General features: G+C 46.9%; 17 protein-coding genes. 6 read left to right on the forward strand and 11 right to left on the reverse strand.

The genetic code is table 11. From position 1 onward, the window contains the following. The first annotated feature begins 52 nt into the window (after nt 1-52). Complete coding sequence (locus M3P05_RS00840; RefSeq protein ID WP_249697331.1) at nt 53-586, forward strand: gamma carbonic anhydrase family protein; 534 nt, start codon at nt 53-55, stop codon at nt 584-586. On the opposite strand, the gene maiA is transcribed toward M3P05_RS00840, so the two are convergent. The 9 genes from maiA to gpt form a co-directional block, all read right to left on the reverse strand. Further along, the gene (gene maiA / locus M3P05_RS00845; protein ID WP_249697332.1) at nt 583-1,221 is read right to left on the reverse strand and encodes a maleylacetoacetate isomerase; all 639 of its coding nucleotides are present in this window, start codon (nt 1,219-1,221) and stop codon (nt 583-585) included. The genes M3P05_RS00840 and maiA overlap by 4 nt on opposite strands. Nucleotides 1,222-1,253: 32 nt before the next feature. After that, on the reverse strand, nt 1,254-1,700 hold the full coding sequence (locus tag M3P05_RS00850) for a YaiI/YqxD family protein (RefSeq protein WP_249697333.1): 447 nt from the start codon (nt 1,698-1,700) through the stop codon (nt 1,254-1,256). Between the two features lie 140 nt (nt 1,701-1,840). Continuing rightward, on the reverse strand, nt 1,841-3,361 hold the full coding sequence (locus M3P05_RS00855; protein WP_249697334.1) for a hypothetical protein: 1,521 nt from the start codon (nt 3,359-3,361) through the stop codon (nt 1,841-1,843). Between the two features lie 91 nt (nt 3,362-3,452). Further along, nucleotides 3,453-4,436 carry a fumarylacetoacetate hydrolase family protein gene (locus tag M3P05_RS00860; RefSeq protein ID WP_249697335.1) on the reverse strand — a complete coding sequence of 328 codons (984 nt, stop codon included), beginning with the start codon at nt 4,434-4,436 and terminating at the stop codon, nt 3,453-3,455. 14 nt (nt 4,437-4,450) lie between these two features. After that, the gene (locus M3P05_RS00865) at nt 4,451-5,590 is read right to left on the reverse strand and encodes a homogentisate 1,2-dioxygenase (RefSeq protein ID WP_249697336.1); all 1,140 of its coding nucleotides are present in this window, start codon (nt 5,588-5,590) and stop codon (nt 4,451-4,453) included. A 47-nt stretch (nt 5,591-5,637) separates the two neighbouring features. Next, nucleotides 5,638-5,979: a 4a-hydroxytetrahydrobiopterin dehydratase gene (locus M3P05_RS00870; protein ID WP_249697337.1), complete on the reverse strand. Its 342-nt coding sequence runs from the start codon at nt 5,977-5,979 to the stop codon at nt 5,638-5,640. A 76-nt stretch (nt 5,980-6,055) separates the two neighbouring features. Beyond that, nucleotides 6,056-6,835, reverse strand: coding sequence for a phenylalanine 4-monooxygenase (gene phhA / locus M3P05_RS00875; protein WP_249697338.1), 780 nt, complete (start codon nt 6,833-6,835; stop codon nt 6,056-6,058). Continuing rightward, nucleotides 6,832-7,950 (reverse strand): 4-hydroxyphenylpyruvate dioxygenase, encoded by a 1,119-nt coding sequence (gene hppD / locus M3P05_RS00880; RefSeq protein WP_249697339.1) that lies wholly within the window; start codon nt 7,948-7,950, stop codon nt 6,832-6,834. The genes phhA and hppD overlap by 4 nt, the downstream gene beginning before the upstream one ends. A gap of 144 nt (nt 7,951-8,094) precedes the next feature. Further along, nucleotides 8,095-8,577, reverse strand: a complete 483-nt coding sequence (gpt, locus tag M3P05_RS00885) for a xanthine phosphoribosyltransferase (protein ID WP_249697340.1) — start codon at nt 8,575-8,577, stop codon at nt 8,095-8,097. 307 nt (nt 8,578-8,884) lie between these two features. Between gpt and M3P05_RS00890 the strand changes: the two genes are divergently transcribed. The 5 genes from M3P05_RS00890 to M3P05_RS00910 all read left to right on the forward strand — a co-directional run bounded on the left by M3P05_RS00890 (nt 8,885) and on the right by M3P05_RS00910 (nt 14,034). After that, a complete protein-coding gene (locus tag M3P05_RS00890; protein ID WP_249697341.1) occupies nt 8,885-9,472 on the forward strand; it encodes a YhgN family NAAT transporter in 588 nt (195 codons plus the stop codon). A gap of 299 nt (nt 9,473-9,771) precedes the next feature. Next, a complete protein-coding gene (locus M3P05_RS00895) occupies nt 9,772-10,788 on the forward strand; it encodes an amino acid ABC transporter substrate-binding protein (RefSeq protein ID WP_249697342.1) in 1,017 nt (338 codons plus the stop codon). A gap of 66 nt (nt 10,789-10,854) precedes the next feature. After that, a complete protein-coding gene (locus tag M3P05_RS00900) occupies nt 10,855-12,054 on the forward strand; it encodes an amino acid ABC transporter permease (protein ID WP_249697343.1) in 1,200 nt (399 codons plus the stop codon). Nucleotides 12,055-12,084: 30 nt separating this feature from the next. Continuing rightward, nucleotides 12,085-13,182, forward strand: coding sequence for an amino acid ABC transporter permease (locus M3P05_RS00905; protein WP_249697344.1), 1,098 nt, complete (start codon nt 12,085-12,087; stop codon nt 13,180-13,182). Nucleotides 13,183-13,305: 123 nt separating this feature from the next. Continuing rightward, complete coding sequence (locus M3P05_RS00910; protein ID WP_249697462.1) at nt 13,306-14,034, forward strand: amino acid ABC transporter ATP-binding protein; 729 nt, start codon at nt 13,306-13,308, stop codon at nt 14,032-14,034. A 222-nt stretch (nt 14,035-14,256) separates the two neighbouring features. Here the strand turns inward: M3P05_RS00910 and M3P05_RS00915 are convergent, their stop codons facing one another. After that, nucleotides 14,257-15,282 carry a DUF2157 domain-containing protein gene (locus M3P05_RS00915; RefSeq protein ID WP_249697345.1) on the reverse strand — a complete coding sequence of 342 codons (1,026 nt, stop codon included), beginning with the start codon at nt 15,280-15,282 and terminating at the stop codon, nt 14,257-14,259. Between the two features lie 48 nt (nt 15,283-15,330). Next, nucleotides 15,331-16,605: a hypothetical protein gene (locus M3P05_RS00920; protein ID WP_249697346.1), complete on the reverse strand. Its 1,275-nt coding sequence runs from the start codon at nt 16,603-16,605 to the stop codon at nt 15,331-15,333. Nucleotides 16,606-16,661: the final 56 nt, after the last annotated feature.

Raw genomic sequence — 16,661 nt, forward strand, 5'->3', positions numbered from 1 at the left:
GCCAGAACAGCTGTTAATCTGTCGTTAGTCTTCTATATGCAGAGCAATTGCCATGTCCATTCGCAGCTATAAAAACAAGAAGCCCGTTATCGATAGCAATGTCTTCATTGACGATACAGCTGTTGTCCTGGGAGATGTTGTTATCGGTGAAGACAGCTCAGTATGGCCATGTGCAGTGATTCGCGGAGATATGCACGAGATTCGTATAGGAAAGAGAACCAGTGTGCAGGATGGTGCAGTTCTGCATATAACCCATGCTGGCCCATACAACCCTGATGGCTGGCCACTCCATATTGGAGATGATGTCACCATCGGACATAACGCCACTCTGCATGGCTGTACAGTTCACAACAAGGTTCTTATAGGTATTGGTGCCATTGTTCTGGACGGTGCAGTGATTGAATCTGAAGTTCTGGTTGCCGCCGGTGCCATGGTTCCCCCAAAGGCTCGTTTGGAAAGCGGGTTTGTTTACAAAGGCAATCCGGCCAAAAAAGGTCGTCCACTGACAGACATAGAGCGAGACTTCTTTACCTATTCATCAAACAATTATGTGAAACTGAAGGATTATCACCGACAGGAAAGCTAAAAGCTGTCAGGCTGCTTCTCAGGGGCAGCCTTTGTAAAAGCTTCCAGTGTTTTGCAATGATTCCAGGTACTGAAAATCTTTGGATATTGACTCATATCCATCTGAAAACGTTGAGCGTTATAAACTTGAGGAATCAGACAGATATCCGCAAAGGTTGGTGTATCACCGAAGCAGAATGGCGATGCTTCAACTTGCTGCTCGAGGGCCTGAAAGCCGACATGAACCCAGTGGTGATACCAGCTTTCACCAGTTGGGCTCTCTACCTGGTGCTCATTCTTCAAATAATCGATAACACGCACATTATTCAAGGGGTGGATATCACAGGTAATGGCATAGGCCATAGCCCGCACTCGGGCTTTACTCCAGCTGTGCTCGGGCAGTATGGCAGGCTGAGGATAGTTTTCTTCTAACCACTCCATAATCGCCAGAGACTGGCTCAGAATGCCTTGACCTGTCACTAACGCTGGAACCAAACCAACGGGGTTAACCTTCCGATAATCATCTCCGAGCTGTTCGCCCTTAAGTAGATTGACTGGAATTTGCTGGTATTCCAGCTTTTTCAGGTTCAGGGCAATTCTCACCCGATATGCCGCTGAAGAACGAAAGTAACTATAAAGTTTCAGCTCCCTTTCCATCCCTTAGTCTCTGCCTGCCGTTTTGGTTGTGACTATTTATTTTGCGCCAGAAATCTATCGAGAGCATTGGCAAAATCCATCCTTTCTCGATTGCCTAGCGGAGGAGGACCACCACTCACCTGTCCTGTACTGCGCATCTCTTCCATAAAGTTACGCATAGCCAGCCTGTGTCGGATATTTTCCTGATCGTAGAACTCACCACGTGGATTCAACGCGTGAGCAAACTTTCGGAGAACTTCTGCCGCAAGAGGAATATCCGCTGTTATTACCAGATCGCCAGCAATGCACTCTTGCACTATATGGCTATCTGCAACATCAAAGCCTGGGGCAACCTGTATCGCATTTATCAGGGGTGAGGCAGGCGTTCGCAGATATTGGTTGGCAACTAGTGTCAGTTCAGTATTTGTTCTTTGCGCAGCTTTAAACAATATTTCTTTAATCACATTGGGGCAGGCATCCGCATCAACCCAGATTTTCATTCAGATGATCTACTCAGACTCAAAGCGGCAGCATGTCATAACTGCAGCCCAGTGTCATCCAGATGATGGCTTATACTGGCAGCTTTCAAATAGCCGTGAGCGGGCTACATGCACTTGCACTTGTATCGGCCTGTGGCAGACTAATATTTTGTCTTGGTAGTATTGAAAAAAGGTTTGAGGGTTAATCTTTTTAAAGCGTCAACCATTACAGGCTCATCCTGCACAGATTCTATCAATGATGCTTTATCTCCGTCAGTCTTTTTACGAGTGCCGGTCGTGGGTTCCACATCAATTCGGAATCTAGCTGTCTTCGCACCCAAGACAGAAAAAAATTCTTTATATGTTATCTTGCTATCATAAGTAATGCTCCAAACTGTCGATTGGGTTGGGTGATAAAACAACGTTGATCGACCACCAAATTTACCAATAATGCAGTCTTCTTCTCCATTTTCTTGCTCCCAGGAAATTGTGACAGTATTACTCTTGAGGAATTGGTAGAAACTACTTTTCATCCCCTTGAGGACTTCATCTGCAATCTCTTCCTCACGGGTTCTTGAGTACTGCAGGGACTGCCAGGATTGACCCATTCCGTACGATGCAGCTATACCTCGTATTCTTTCAGAGCCTTCAGGCACCCTGATATAGGTCTTCACCGTTTTCGAGAGAGGTAAGAACTCAACCCTTATTATTTGATCGCCTACTTCAAACCAGGGCAACACCGGAGGATATCTGCCGCAATTGTCTTCTTCTAGCCGGTGTAGATGAAAATCACTAGAAGACATCTCCACCAAAATAGAAGCTCCCTCTGATGCCGCTTCAGGTTTTGGGTTCACCCTTGTTACCTTTTTTTGTGGTGAAATTGCTAATTTGTAAGTTATTTCATTAGAGTCACCAGCAAAATTTTTCATATCCGAACTATCACCAAAGTTGAGGAACTTCTGAGCCTCGTAGCTGGCTATCACACCGTTAGAAATGCTTTTTTTCGCTTTTTTGTGCACTTGAGTTAATACAGCACTGAAACACTCCATATTCTCTGAGTCTGGAGTGAAAACAGCTAATGTATGTTGTGTCTGAGTTTCCCCTCCTTTCAAATCCGTTTTGATTTCAACTGTCTTGTGCAGAAGACCGAGTACTTTGTTTCGATAATATTTAGAGTCCACTCCTTTGGGGAACAGCAAGAATTCCGCCCGGATATGACGTGCGTCACCATTGAGCGAATATACTTTATAATTCAGGAGGGTCTTCATAAAATGACCCGGATGAATTCTATTCAATTCTTCCACAGAATAAGTTATTTCGTAGAACTGGTTCTCCGCAGTCTCACTGGCCGCAGTAACACCAACCTCTCCTGCGCATTCGGCCCCGTATGTTGTTGAGCCCACTCGAATCCAGCTCCCCCCCCACTCTTCTGCTGCTGTTGTTTCAAAATCCTCTTCATCGTCCTCATCCGCCAGTAAAGGCTTTTTGTCAAGTTTTTTTGGATCAGAGAGAAATCTCACTTTACCTTTAGCAGCAGGCCCACTTTCACTTTTTCCAGAGAGGGTGTCACCGCCATCAGCATGCGTCAAGGAGGCCAACAGAGAGAGAAACGCCGCTAAAATAAAAGCATTAAGCAAATACCATTTGTTTCGAAACAAGGCACAATGCACACCCATGGTCATGGTATTGTTCTCCACTGCCGTGAAGGCGAGAGTATAGACGACTTATCTCTCTGTAATTCTTTCAATACCAGCAAACAAAGCCGATTTGATATCAACAGGCATAGTGAACAAACTGCTGATCAATAGCCCCAAATATTGATTGCCCCTCCCTATCAAACATCTCAATACGCACCTGCTCACCAAAATCCATGAAAGGTGTTTTCGCTTCACCTTCTTCAATGATTTCCAGCATTCGGCGCTCAGCAATACAGCATGAACCAACACCGTGATCACAGTTGGATACTGTCCCTGATCCTATAATTGTTCCTGCTGCCAGATGGCGTGTTCTCGCCGCGTGCGCAACCAGCTTGGGAAAGTTGAAGGTCATATCAGTCGCACAGTCTGGACGGCCGAAAAGATCGCCATTCCGATGAACAAACAACCGGCTTTGAATCATTCCTTCCTGCAACTGATCACCCAGTTCATCAGGGGTCACAAACACCGGTGAAAAGCTGGATGCAGGCTTGCTTTGCATAAAGCCAAAGCCTTTGCCTAACTCACCAGGGATCAGGTTTCGAAGGGAAACATCATTAACCAGACCGAAAAGAACGATATGCTTGTCAGCCTTGTTTGGGCAGATACCCATGGGGACATCATTTGTCACCACGACAACTTCCGCCTCAAAGTCTATTCCCCACTCTTCATTGCTCAGAGGAATATCATCCTGAGGCCCCAACAGCTGGTCGGAACCTCCCTGGTACATAAGAGGGTCAGTCCAGAAAGACTCTGGCATCTCTGCGCCTCTGGCCTTACGTACCAGCTCAACATGATTCACATAGGCGCTGCCATCCAGCCACTGGTAGGCCCGGGGGAGGGGAGCAGTACATCTGGATACATCAAATGCTTCTGCTGCCGGCAGACCTTCACTGTTCAGCCGTTCGTATTTCTTTTGCAGCTTGGGGGCTTTGTCTTTCCAGTTATCCAGCGCCTGCTGCAAGGTGCAGGCGATATCAGGCACAACCACCATTCGTGTCAGGTCTTTGGAAACAACGGCCAGATGTCCATCTCGGCCTGCCTTCAGAGAAGCTAGTTTCATTATTAATCCTTTGCTTAAGCGTCGCCGGGATTTTTCCAGGAGTTCACATAATCACGGTCTTCTGCAGGCCATATGCTATCTACCATTTTCAGGGGCCTGCGGGAATCAATCATCACTGCAACTTCATCAGTTTCCTTAACCGGATCTTTCATACTCTTTGCCAGAGCCTTTGGGTGAGGCCCATGGGGGAAACCGCAAGGGTGAAATGTCATCATCCCCTTTTCAATGTGGTCACGGCTGAAGAAATTGCCACGGTGATAAAACAACACTTCATCGTAATCATCATTATTGTGGAAAAACGGAACCTTCAGTGCCCCGGGGTCAGACTCAACCGGTCGGGGAACAAAAGTACAAATCACACACCCGCTTCCCAGAAAGGTGGTGTGTACAGATGGAGGCAAGTGGTAGCGGTGACTCATGATCGGCCGGATATCCCGCCAATTGACCCGCAGAACCATATTGGTTCCATGCCAACCAACAGCATCCAGCGGGTTAAACGGGTAAGTCACCTTGGAAATATGCCCAGTTCTTTTCACATAAATCTGCCAGCTGTTTTCATCCTGCTGGGATAGGAACCGGTCATTAATTTTGGGGTGGTCCAGGCAGGCAGGGTCAAAGATCGCGTTATAACCGGCAAAGCCTTTGTCAGGCAGGGTCAGAATGCCATCTGTGTTTTCAATCATCAGGAATGAACAAGGCGTGCTGACTTCAAGGCGCCAGGCGGTTCCTCGCGGAATCAGCAGATAGTCTCCATCCCTGAACGTAAGGTGCCCATAATCACAATACAGATCACCTTCACCCTCATGGACAAAGAGCAGCTCATCTCCATCACTGTTACGCACCAGGTATTCCATATTCTGGTTAAGGGTCCAGTAGCGCAAACGAACATCACGGTTATAGAACAAAGGTGCCGCAAGCCAGGGGCTGATAGCTTCTGAATGGAGTTTGGTCAGATCAAAAGCATGTGGACGAAGAGGCCCTTCCCATTTACTCCATCCTGTGGGAGGGTGTTTATGATGCATATGGCTGACCGGGCCAAAGAATCCTTCCCGACCAAGCTCACGTTCATAGGTTCCTTCTGGAAGATCACAGTGTGCCTGCCGGGAAGTTTCTCCCTCTCTTACCGGCAAACCATCCCAGTATTTCTTATTCATTCTCGACATCCATTGTCGTTTTTCGGAGAATGGCGTTTACTGCTCTTTCAGCCAGATACAAGGTTGTCGGTTTTGGTTGCCATAATAAAATCATTCCGGTGCAGCCCTTTGATTTTGTGGGTCCACCAAGTGACGGTGACTTGGCCCCACTCGGTCAGAAGGGCGGGGTGATGACCTTCTTCTTCCGCAATAGCTCCCACAGCATTAGTGAAGTCGAGGGCCATTTTAAAATTACGGAAAGTGTATTCTTTCTCCAGCTGCAGAACGCCGTTACGGTTTTCAATGTTCCAGTCAGGGATCAAACCCATCAGTTCAGCCATCTCCTCGTCGGTCACTTTGGGAGCTCCCACGCGGCAGGCTTCACACTTGGCTTCAGCAAGTTCAGACATCTGTATTTCCTTATGCTTTTTGTAATCGAGAAACAGATCATAAGTATCGTATGTTGGCTGGAAATTGTTTGAAAATCTAATCCCTGGTGAACAACGGAGGCAACAGTCCCGTCTGCTTAGCTTCTGCAACCATCAGCATGATGTCCTGACCACCCAGTGAATGAAGCTCATGCATGCTTCCAATCACATAATACAGTGGCTGCAGGATATCTATCCGGTAGGGTGTTCTCAGAGCCAGAACCGGATCAAACCTTTCCTTTCTTGGAGCTATTCCCGTGGCCCACTTTGTTTCCTTGGGGCTGGAAAGAATTCCACCACCATAAACCCGAAAACCATCAGGTGTATCGATCAAACCAAATTCAACAGTAAACCAATAAAGCCGGGCCAGGAATACCCGCTGCTCATGAGTCGCACTTTTTCCCAGCTTGCCATAGGTATGGGTAAAAGAGGCAAACTCCAGGTTGGTTAACATCGGACAGTGACCAAAGATTTCATGGAAGATATCGGGTTCCTGCAGATAACCGATATCTTCAGGCCGGCGAATAAACGTGGCTACGGGAAACTTCTTTTCAGATAACAGCTCAAAGAAGCGGTCGAAATTAATCAGCGCAGGAACCCGTTCTACCTGCCAACCTGTTGCTTTGTGCAGGACTTTACTGATCTCATCCAGTTGCGGAACCCGGTCATGTGGGAACGCAAGCTGCTCAATACCATCCAGATATTCCTGGCAGGCTCTTTCCGGTAACAGCTGCAGCTGGGTATCAACCAGCTGCGCCCAGGTTTCATTTTCCTGCTCGGTATATTCAATAAAGCCGTTTTCACCCAACTCCCTGGCTGTATAGGTTGACTCCTTCATGCCGCATTGGTGCCCTTGTCCGGTTTATCTTCAAGAACACCCCGCCGGATTTGATCTCTTTCCATGCTTTCAAAAAGGGCTTTAAAGTTGCCTTCACCAAAGCCTTCATCACCTTTACGCTGGATAATTTCAAAAAAGATCGGACCAATCACTGTCTCTGTGAATATCTGAAGGAGAATACCTCCGTGCCCGTCGCCATCCACCAGCAGCCCTTTGGCTTTCAGTGACTCCACATCTTCTCCATGCTCTGGCAGACGGTTATCCAGCATTTCATAGTAAGTGTCTGGAGGAGGGGTCATAAAGTTCACCCCAGCCTTGCGCAGGGAGTTTACTGTTCGGTAAATATCGGATGTAGATAACGCTATGTGTTGAATTCCTTCGCCTTTGTACTCTTTTAAGAATTCCTCAATCTGGCTTTTATCATCCGATGATTCGTTAATAGGGATTCTGATTTTTCCGCAGGGGCTGGTCATCGCTCTGGATTTCAGACCAGTCAGCTTTCCTTCAATATCAAAGTAACGAATCTGTCGAAAATTAAAGTAATGCTCATAGAAAGCCGCCCAGCGATTCATATTGCCGCGATAAACATTGTGGGTCAGATGATCAATATCCAGGAGGCCAAAACCTCCATGTTCATTGTTAACGCCATCCAGTGCTTCGAAGTCCACATCATAGATAGAGCCAAGCTCATCATAGCGGTCAACGAAGTAAATATGGCTGCCACCAACACCTTCAATGCCAGGAATATTTAACTCCATTGGGCCAGCATCAGAACTTAAAGGGCTTGCTCCCATACTGACAGACCTGTCCATGGCATGTTTGGCATCGGCAACCCTGAGAGCAATCGCGCAGGCACATGAGCCATGCTTCTCCATAAACTCATGACTGAAACCACTGCGCTCGGCATTAATCAGAAAGTTAACATTGCCCTGTCGCCATAAAGTGATATTTCGTGAGCGGTGGCGGGCAACCGCTTTAAAGCCAAGAGAGATAAACAGCATCTCTAGATCGTGCGGATCATGGGCAGCGAATTCAACGAACTCGAAGCCATCCGTTCCCATCGGATTTAATTCTGTAATCAGTGCAGCATTTAACTTTCGGCGCAGCCCATTCATGGTGCCTCCGTTCGTTCTATTCTTTTTCGTTTGCAGTCGTCAGGTAAGTATAGATTTGGGTGACGGGAAGGCGTTGAAATTTTCTTAAAGTTGTGAGGAGTGGCTCAAACCACTCCTTAAAAACAAAACATTAAATTTTTTGAATCAGTTTCTGTTTACCAGAGGAGTGGAATAGCCCAGCTCCAGATCCCATGGGAAACGCAGCCATGTTTCCTGGGTAAATTCATAAACAGATGTATCCACCAGCTCTTTTCCAGCAGGTTTTACATAAAGCGTAGCGATATGGGAAGCCGGTAACCGTTCCCTGACAGAACGCAGGGTTGTTCCGGTATCAACAAGATCATCAATGACCAGGTAACCATCACCATCGGTATCAAGCATGGTGTCTTTCAGAACCCGGAGCTCTCCAATATGTTGTTCGTCATAGCAGGAGATGCAGAGAGTATCGATCAGGCGAATATTCAACTCACGGGCAACAATGGCTGCGGGAATCATTCCGCCACGAGTTACGGCAATAATCCCTTTCCACTCTTTTTTACTGAGCAAAAGCTGAGCCAGAGACCGACTATCACGATGCAGCTCATCCCAGGATTTGATCACATCATTGGTATAAGTGGTGTTGGACATAGTTATAGATATTGGTTTTGGGTGAAGTAAATCAGAAAATTTTACGGCTGACGCACTGAAAAGAACAGAACTGATTGGATGAGATCTGCGGCGTATCAGGTTATCCCGGCACATATAAGCGTAAGCGCAAGTTAAACCGCTGAAGTTACTAACCCAAGGTCGCCCCCCCCCTTAGACGAAAGTATCGATAACATCTGCGTTATACCCACTGTCAGGGTGTTCCACACACAGGTTTTGAGGCAGAATAGCTCACCTTTTTTTAATCCCCAGGGGAGTTTGCCCCAATAAACTGTGTGGAAGTAATGTCATGGAAATCTGGAGTGCGGCACTGACGCTTTGGCTGATTATGGACCCGCTGGGCAACTTGCCGGTGTTTATGTCAATCCTGAAAGCTGTTCCTGAAGAACGCCGATGCAAGATTCTTATCAGGGAGCTTATTATTGCCCTGATTATTATGCTGATTTTCCTGTTCTCTGGTGAAAGCATCCTGAAGATGATGCACCTGAGAACCGAGTCGGTCAGTATCGCTGGCGGTATCATCCTGTTCCTGATCGGTATCAAGATGATTTTCCCCCAGAAGAGCAATGGATCCTCATCAGAGGAATCAACAGAAGAACCATTTATTGTTCCACTCGCGACACCGTTGATTGCCGGGCCATCTCTTCTTGCTGCCCTGATGCTGCTGGCCAATCGCCAGCCCGATATGACACTTGAATGGACAGTCGCCACCATTGGTGCCTGGGCAGCTTCCTCCCTGATTCTACTTGCCTCCGGCAAGCTCTATAAGATTCTGGGAGATCGGGGCCTGACTGCTATTGAGCGCCTGATGGGTATGATTCTGGTCATGCTCTCTGTCCAGATGCTGCTTGATGGTTTTGTAGAGTACCTCCGTTAATCGGGAAATGTTTGTTTTTCGTAGCACAGAATTGTTACATTAACTTTTCATGCCTGTTGGTTACCAAAACCTGCAGGCATGACAAAACCCGCAGGGAAGGGGATCCCTGAAACAGCCTTGAGCTTAAAAATGCTGATCTTCAGCATTGATAAAAATCTGGCCTTGAGATTGCTGAGAAAAAGCACAGGGCTGGAAAACATTGAAAGCCTGAAAACAGCCATGAGCGAAGAGAATTTTTATTTGCTTTAGCGAAATGAAAATATCTCCGTGGTGAAAATAATAATAAAAAGGGAAAGACAATGAAGAAACTCCTCCAACTGGCGGGTGCCACACTGGTACTTGCTGCCACCGCAGATCTGGCCCAGGCCGCAACCCTTGATACTGTCAAAGAGCGTGGATATCTCCAGTGTGGTGTCAGCACAGGTGTTCCCGGGTTTTCCAACCCTGACGACAAAGGTAACTGGACCGGCATAGATGTGGACGTCTGCCGTGCCATGGCCGCAGCCGCCCTGGGTGATGCAGCCAAAGTTAAGTACGTTCCTTTAACAGCTAAAGAACGCTTTACTGCACTCCAGTCTGGCGAGATTGATGTTTTGTCTCGCAACACCACCTGGACCCAGACTCGTGACACGTCCCTTGGTCTGAACTTTGTTGGCGTCAATTACTATGACGGCCAGGGTTTTATGGTGAACAAGAACCTGGGTGTTAAAAGCGCTCTGGAGCTTGATGGTGCGACTGTCTGCATTCAGGCAGGTACAACAACCGAGCTGAATCTCGCCGACTATTTCCGCGAAAATGACATGACTTTTCAGCCAGTGGTTTTCGACACATCTGCTCAAAGCATTCAAAGCTTTGAAACAGGTCGCTGTGATGTGCTGACATCGGATCAGTCCCAGCTCTATGCCCTGCGCACAAAACTTGCCAAACCCAGCGATGCCGTTGTGCTGCCGGAAGTAATTTCCAAAGAACCTCTTGGTCCGGTTGTCCGTCAGGGTGATGACCAGTGGCTGAACATAGCCAAGTGGTCGCTCTATGCCCTGATCAATGCTGAAGAGCTTGGCCTGAACTCTTCCAATATTGATTCCAAGGCCAAGAGTAAAGATCCGGCAATATCACGCTTCCTCGGCAAGACAGGAACAGGTGGTAAAGGCTTGGCTCTTCCTGACGACTTCGCCTATCAAGTGATCAAACAGGTCGGCAGTTATGATGAGGTTTTCGAGAGGAACATTGGCTCCAAGTCACCTCTCCTGATCGAACGCGGCATCAATGCCCTCTGGACAGATGGTGGCATTGTCTACGCACCTCCTTTCCGTTAATACCAGCCGGTAAGCCCGGATTAACTCCGGGCTTACCTTTTTCTGATATTTGTAAGGGCTGGTGCCATGTTCAGGAAAAACACCTTATCTTCAGCAATGGCTGAAAGCGCCAGCATGCGCTTTTGGTATAACCCGACCTTTCGCAGCGTATTCTTCCAGCTGTTGTTTATCGGTCTGCTTTTTCTTCTGGTGGCAACAATTGTCAACAACACCACAGAAAACCTGGAGCAGCGGGGGATAACCACTGGTTTTGACTTTCTAAACCAGGAAGCTGGCTTTGGCATTCTTCAAAGCCTGATTGAATATGATGAAACCCACACATTTGGCAGAACATTTGTTGTCGGCCTGCTGAACACTGCGTTGATATCTGTTCTCGGTATTGCTCTTTCCACCATTGTTGGTTTTCTGGTTGGTATTGGGCGGCTGTCTGGCAATTGGTTGATAGCAAGGCTGTCGACTGCCTATATCGAAATATTCCGTAATATTCCTGTTCTGCTGCAGATACTGTTTTGGTATATCGCTGTTCTGAGAACTTTGCCGTCACCAAGACAAAGTATCGCCCTGGGAGACTCTATTTTTCTTAATCTTCGCGGGCTTTACCTCCCATCACCCGTGTTCCATGAAGGTCCAGAGCTGGTATTAATTGCACTGGCTTTGGCTCTTGTTGTCACTATTGGCTTTATACGCTGGAGCCATCAGAGACAGGAAAAAACCGGAAAATCACTGCCAAACTTCCGAATTGGTTTAGGGCTGTTGGTTGTTCTTCCTCTGATCACCTGGTTTGCTTCAGGCCAGCCGGTTAGCTGGGATACACCTGTTCTTAAAGGGTTTAACTTCAGGGGCGGGTTTGCAGTTATTCCAGAGTTGATTGCTCTACTGCTCGGCCTGACTTTTTATACCGCTTCATATATTGCCGAAAACGTTCGCTCAGGTATTGAAGCGATAAACAAAGGGCAGACAGAAGCTTCAGGAGCTCTTGGTCTTCATACAGGCCAGACGATGCGACTGGTGATTGTTCCACAGGCAATGCGGGTAGCAATTCCTCCCCTCGCAACCAATTACATGAACCTGATCAAAAACTCATCCCTGGCGACAGCCATTGGCTACCCGGAACTGGTCAATGTTTTTATGGGAACAACCCTGAATCAGACAGGCCAGGCTATTGAGATTATCGCTATGACCATGGCTGTGTATCTCACCATGAACCTTTTGGTTTCCCTGTTTATGAACTGGTTTAACAAACGCATGGCTCTCGTTGAGAGGTAGGCCGAGGCTATAAAAAATGGGTAATGGACAATGATTGTTAATCCCGAAACTATACCTTCACGGCCAGCACCGGCTTCCCGGCGGGGTATTATTGGCTGGCTAAGAGCAAACCTGTTTTCTTCTCCTTTAAATTCTCTGCTCTCCCTCAGTGGTCTTATCTTTCTGGCCTGGGCTCTCCCTCCCGTTGTTCAATGGGTATTTCTTGAAGCCAACTTTCTTGGAGAGAACAAGGATGCCTGTACCAGCGAAGGAGCCTGCTGGGTATTTGTCAGCGCACGGTTTCAGCAGTTCCTCTATGGTTTTTATCCAGATACAGAGTTGTGGCGGGTAAACCTGTTTTTTTTCGAGATGGCTGCTGTGCTGACCTGGGTTCTGTGGGACAAAATGCCCAAACGGCTTTGGGGAGGTATCTGGTTCCTGACCGGGTTTCCACTTACCAGCTTCTTCCTCCTCTATGGTGGTTTTGGACTCGAAACCGTTGAAACCCATAAATGGGGCGGCTTGATGCTGACTCTGGTGCTGTCACTGGTTGGAATGGTGATTGCTCTGCCTGTCGGCATACTGCTGGCCTTGGGGCGCCGCTCTGATATGCCTGCAATCAGTTCTTTCTGCACGGTCTTTATCGAGCTTTGGAGAGGAGTTCCACTGATCACTATCCTGTTTATGGCTTCAGTGATGCTTCCACTGTTTGTACCGGGCGATATTGAGCTGGATAAGCTTATACGGGCAATGATTGGTATCAGCCTGTTTGAAGCAGCCCTGATTGCTGAAGTAATACGCGGAGGGTTACAGGCGATGCCAAAAGGTCAGTATGAAGCGGCAGATGCAATGGGGCTGACTTACTGGCAGGGAATGCGGCAAATCATTATGCCTCAGGTATTAAAAATATCTATCCCCGGAATCGTAAATACTTTTGTGCAATTATTTAAAGATACAAGCCTTGTTTTAATTATTGGTCTCTTTGATTTACTCGCTGTTATGCAGGCAGGTATTGCTGATGTGAATTGGCCAAATGTTGCAATAGAAGGCTTTGTTTTTACAGGATTTGTTTTTTGGCTGTTTTGTTTTGGTATTTCAAGGTACAGTCAGTTATTAGAACGTAAACTTGATACCGGGCACAAAAGCTAGAGGGTGCCTTCAAAATAATTTAACTACAGGAACTTGCCCTATAGGAAAAATAATATGCAAGCTGAACTACAAAAACAAAAAAAATCAGCTGTTAATATTCCTTCGGAAGTAGAAACAGAAACAATGATCTCCCTGAAGGGAGTTAATAAATGGTACGGCGATTTTCACGTTCTTAAAGATATTAATCTCACTGTTAAGAAAGGTGAGCGTATCGTTGTATGCGGGCCATCCGGTTCCGGAAAATCAACCATGATTCGCTGTATCAATCGCCTTGAAGAGCATCAAGAAGGTGAGATTGATGTAAACGGGGTAACTCTCACCAACGATCTCAAGAACATTGAACATATCCGCAAAGATGTGGGTATGGTGTTTCAGCACTTCAACCTTTTTCCTCACCTGACAGTTCTGGAAAACTGCACTCTGGCACCGATCTGGGTTCGCAGAATGCCCAGGCAGGAAGCCGAAGCTATAGCCATGCAATACCTGGAACGGGTGCAGATCCCCTGCCAGGCCCATAAATATCCTGGCCAGCTTTCGGGGGGACAGCAGCAACGCGTGGCCATTGCCCGCAGTCTGTGTATGAACCCTCAGGTTATGCTGTTTGATGAACCGACATCAGCCCTTGATCCTGAAATGATCAAAGAGGTTCTTGATGTTATGGTCGAGCTGGCGGAAGAGGGGATGACCATGATCTGCGTAACCCATGAAATGGGTTTTGCGCGTACAGTGGCTAACCGGGTTATCTTTATGGATGGCGGTCAAATTATTGAAGAAAATGCGCCGGAGCCTTTCTTTAATGACCCCCAGTCAGATAGAACCAAGCTGTTTCTCAGTCAGATTTTGAGTCACTAGTTTAGGTTTGAGATTCTCGTTTTTCCTTTATCTCATGCTTCCTTTATCTCATGCTGTCGGGATAACACTGTGTGTTATCCCTGCTCCTGCTAATTCCAGAATGTGCCTTTGCACTTGCAGTTCTTATGACTTGTTCCTTCAACACCCTATGCATCATAAAGCACTTTACCGGTATACTCCGGTTCAAGAAGCACACCTGTTTCCAGCTCAAACACATCTTTTTTATACATTCCGGCTTTCTAGTAACTCTCTGAACGACACCGGAAGGATAGAGCGAATGCGTTCTGTTATCACCGCTTCATTTTTCTGCCAGAGAACGCCGAGCCAGATCACACTTAAACCAATCAGAGCCAGAGCAATCGGGAACAGCCAACTGTTTTCAAACACATCATAGGCAAGATGACCAAAGTACCCGCAGCAACCAAACGCACCAAAAACAACAAACACTTTTCTTACAAGAATTGCACCAGCCCCAATCAGCATGAGGTTTACGCAGAAGTACAGGAATTTGTTCAGCTCACTATTGGAGTCTTGGGAAGTAAGACCTCCCCAGAAAGCGATAACACCAAAGATATAGAGCCAGAAGGCATAGTCGAGAGTTTTACGGGATCGGATATCTACCAGAAATGCCAGAAGTATCATCCCAAAGCCAAACCAGATAGAAACAAGGCCACGCTCCTTCCAGGTGAAATCAAAACCATAAAAGAGTTCGGTCATATCCATCGACATATACCAGAGCGTGACAGCTACGGGCATCAGGATAAACGGGTACCGGTATTTCCATGTAACAACTGCCCCAATCAGCAGGGTACCGAGTTCCATATATATCCACAGAAACTTGATATACCTGTGATACTCGCGATAAACCATTTCATCAGGCCACCAGCCCATTCCTTGCTGGAAACCGTAAATAGCAAGAGGCGTCAGCGCCACAACAAATGCGGCACAGATTCCTGCCGGGATATGTCTTTCCCTATTGCCGAAGTAGTGGGTGAGAGTAAATCCTGTTATTGCATAGGTTAAACTGAGCCCCAAAATTCCCCAGCCTCCAAACTCTTCCCACCCAAGAGTCATAAACAGAGTGAGCGCACCTATAGCGAGCAGTCCACCGAAATAGTAGAGAACATGGGTAAAATCGAATTTGGGAATTGCAGAGTTTTGCTGCTGCAGGAAGTGGAAGAGGGGGGCTACCTGTTCCTGATGGAGAAGGCCTTTATCAGCGGCCTGTTTCAGTAGTGCTTTACTCACCGACACGAGACTGTCCCCCTCAAGACACAGTCTCAAACATTACCTGATTTACTGCTCTTGTGCCTGCCCTTTCTTTGCTTCATGGTTCTTGTAGTGGTGAACCCATAAATTTATGACAGCCGGGTTCTGTTTGACTAAATCTTCCAGTGCCTGATCAAAGGCTGATACTTTATTCCGTCTCTTATCTATCTCCCTTCGGAAGCGATTTTTTCGTGCACCTTTTGCTGCATTTTTTACTTTTTTCTTTTTAGTGCCCTTGGGTGTTTGTTGCTCTACCTCTTCAGGGGATATCACAGGTTGTCCAGTACTTGCTCCATGTCTATCAATTCCTGCCTGCTCAAGACTTGCTGGTATCTGCTTGAGTGCATTATTGAAAAACTTACCCAGTCGAGTCTTTTCTTTTGTTGTACCAGCTGCCTCAATAACTGATTTTCCCAGTCGGGCTACATAGAGGAATTCTTGAAAATCATATTTTCGTTCGATCCCAAAAGGCCACTCCGCTTCTTCCGCTTGTTTATTTCCATCCAAATACGAACAGTAATTCATCAGCTGTATATCATCACCCGCAGCATCCGTTGTTACTTCATTCTTTTGAGGAGGAGTAGCAAGCAACTCACATATCTCAATTTCCTGCTGAAGAGCTAAAGGCAGGGCCTCCTCCACATGCAGAGACCTGCTTACAGAAGGGTTCTCAACTGATAGCTCAGGCTCGTTCTCCTTTAACTCCAGTGAATGTTCTGTTGGAGTATCATCCTCATCAACAGACACATTACTTATAGAGACATGGGGAGTATCAGGGGTATCGATAGAAGTTGCAGAAAGAGAGCCCTCTTTCTCGTTAAGTTCCAGGCTGGTCTCTTCAGCTACTGTGTTGTCATTTTGCTGCTGAACGATTTGGTCATCAAGTTCAGGGGGGTCTTCCAACACAACAGGCTCAAGGAAACTATTTGGTCTTTGCAGCAGTGAGCTAGCTGGTGTTTCTTCATGGCTCACAATAGAACTTGGCTTATCTGCGGTTATCACACTTTTAACAGAACTTTCAGGAGCAATGTGGCGATTTAGAATGGGCTGCTCTTTTGGGGTTTCTGTTGTCGTTTCCCCTGCCTGAGGAGTAGCACGAGCAGTCTGACTAGAATCCTGATACTTAGGCTCAAACCCAAAAAGGACCATCACGGTATTTACAAAAGTGTGCCATGCCTCAACAACCGAAACCTTCCAACCATTAAAGAAACCTGTTTTCTGAGGTGCTGGACGCTCTTCCTGAGAGCCGTTCACACCTTGGATGCTTTGAAGCGAGGCGGGCCCTTTATCTTCCGATTTCATAGCTATCTGACGTCCTTGTCGCTGATAGAAGGAGTATAGGTAAAAACCTGATGCTG

Origin of the sequence: Parendozoicomonas callyspongiae, from assembly GCF_023502345.1 — a bacterium.
Taxonomy (GTDB): domain Bacteria; phylum Pseudomonadota; class Gammaproteobacteria; order Pseudomonadales; family Endozoicomonadaceae; genus Sansalvadorimonas; species Sansalvadorimonas callyspongiae.

Coding starts and splice junctions, on each gene's coding strand:
- M3P05_RS00855 (WP_249697334.1), bottom strand. CDS start 3,361: ATGACCATGGGTGTGCATTGTGCCTTGTTTCGAAACAAATGGTATTTG.
- gpt (WP_249697340.1), bottom strand. CDS start 8,577: ATGTCCAACACCACTTATACCAATGATGTGATCAAATCCTGGGATGAG.
- M3P05_RS00850 (WP_249697333.1), bottom strand. CDS start 1,700: ATGAAAATCTGGGTTGATGCGGATGCCTGCCCCAATGTGATTAAAGAA.
- M3P05_RS00890 (WP_249697341.1), top strand. CDS start 8,885: ATGGAAATCTGGAGTGCGGCACTGACGCTTTGGCTGATTATGGACCCG.
- maiA (WP_249697332.1), bottom strand. CDS start 1,221: ATGGAAAGGGAGCTGAAACTTTATAGTTACTTTCGTTCTTCAGCGGCA.
- M3P05_RS00905 (WP_249697344.1), top strand. CDS start 12,085: ATGATTGTTAATCCCGAAACTATACCTTCACGGCCAGCACCGGCTTCC.
- M3P05_RS00860 (WP_249697335.1), bottom strand. CDS start 4,436: ATGAAACTAGCTTCTCTGAAGGCAGGCCGAGATGGACATCTGGCCGTT.
- M3P05_RS00900 (WP_249697343.1), top strand. CDS start 10,855: ATGTTCAGGAAAAACACCTTATCTTCAGCAATGGCTGAAAGCGCCAGC.
- M3P05_RS00840 (WP_249697331.1), top strand. CDS start 53: ATGTCCATTCGCAGCTATAAAAACAAGAAGCCCGTTATCGATAGCAAT.
- M3P05_RS00895 (WP_249697342.1), top strand. CDS start 9,772: ATGAAGAAACTCCTCCAACTGGCGGGTGCCACACTGGTACTTGCTGCC.
- M3P05_RS00910 (WP_249697462.1), top strand. CDS start 13,306: ATGATCTCCCTGAAGGGAGTTAATAAATGGTACGGCGATTTTCACGTT.
- M3P05_RS00920 (WP_249697346.1), bottom strand. CDS start 16,605: ATGAAATCGGAAGATAAAGGGCCCGCCTCGCTTCAAAGCATCCAAGGT.
- phhA (WP_249697338.1), bottom strand. CDS start 6,835: ATGAAGGAGTCAACCTATACAGCCAGGGAGTTGGGTGAAAACGGCTTT.
- M3P05_RS00865 (WP_249697336.1), bottom strand. CDS start 5,590: ATGAATAAGAAATACTGGGATGGTTTGCCGGTAAGAGAGGGAGAAACT.
- M3P05_RS00870 (WP_249697337.1), bottom strand. CDS start 5,979: ATGTCTGAACTTGCTGAAGCCAAGTGTGAAGCCTGCCGCGTGGGAGCT.
- hppD (WP_249697339.1), bottom strand. CDS start 7,950: ATGAATGGGCTGCGCCGAAAGTTAAATGCTGCACTGATTACAGAATTA.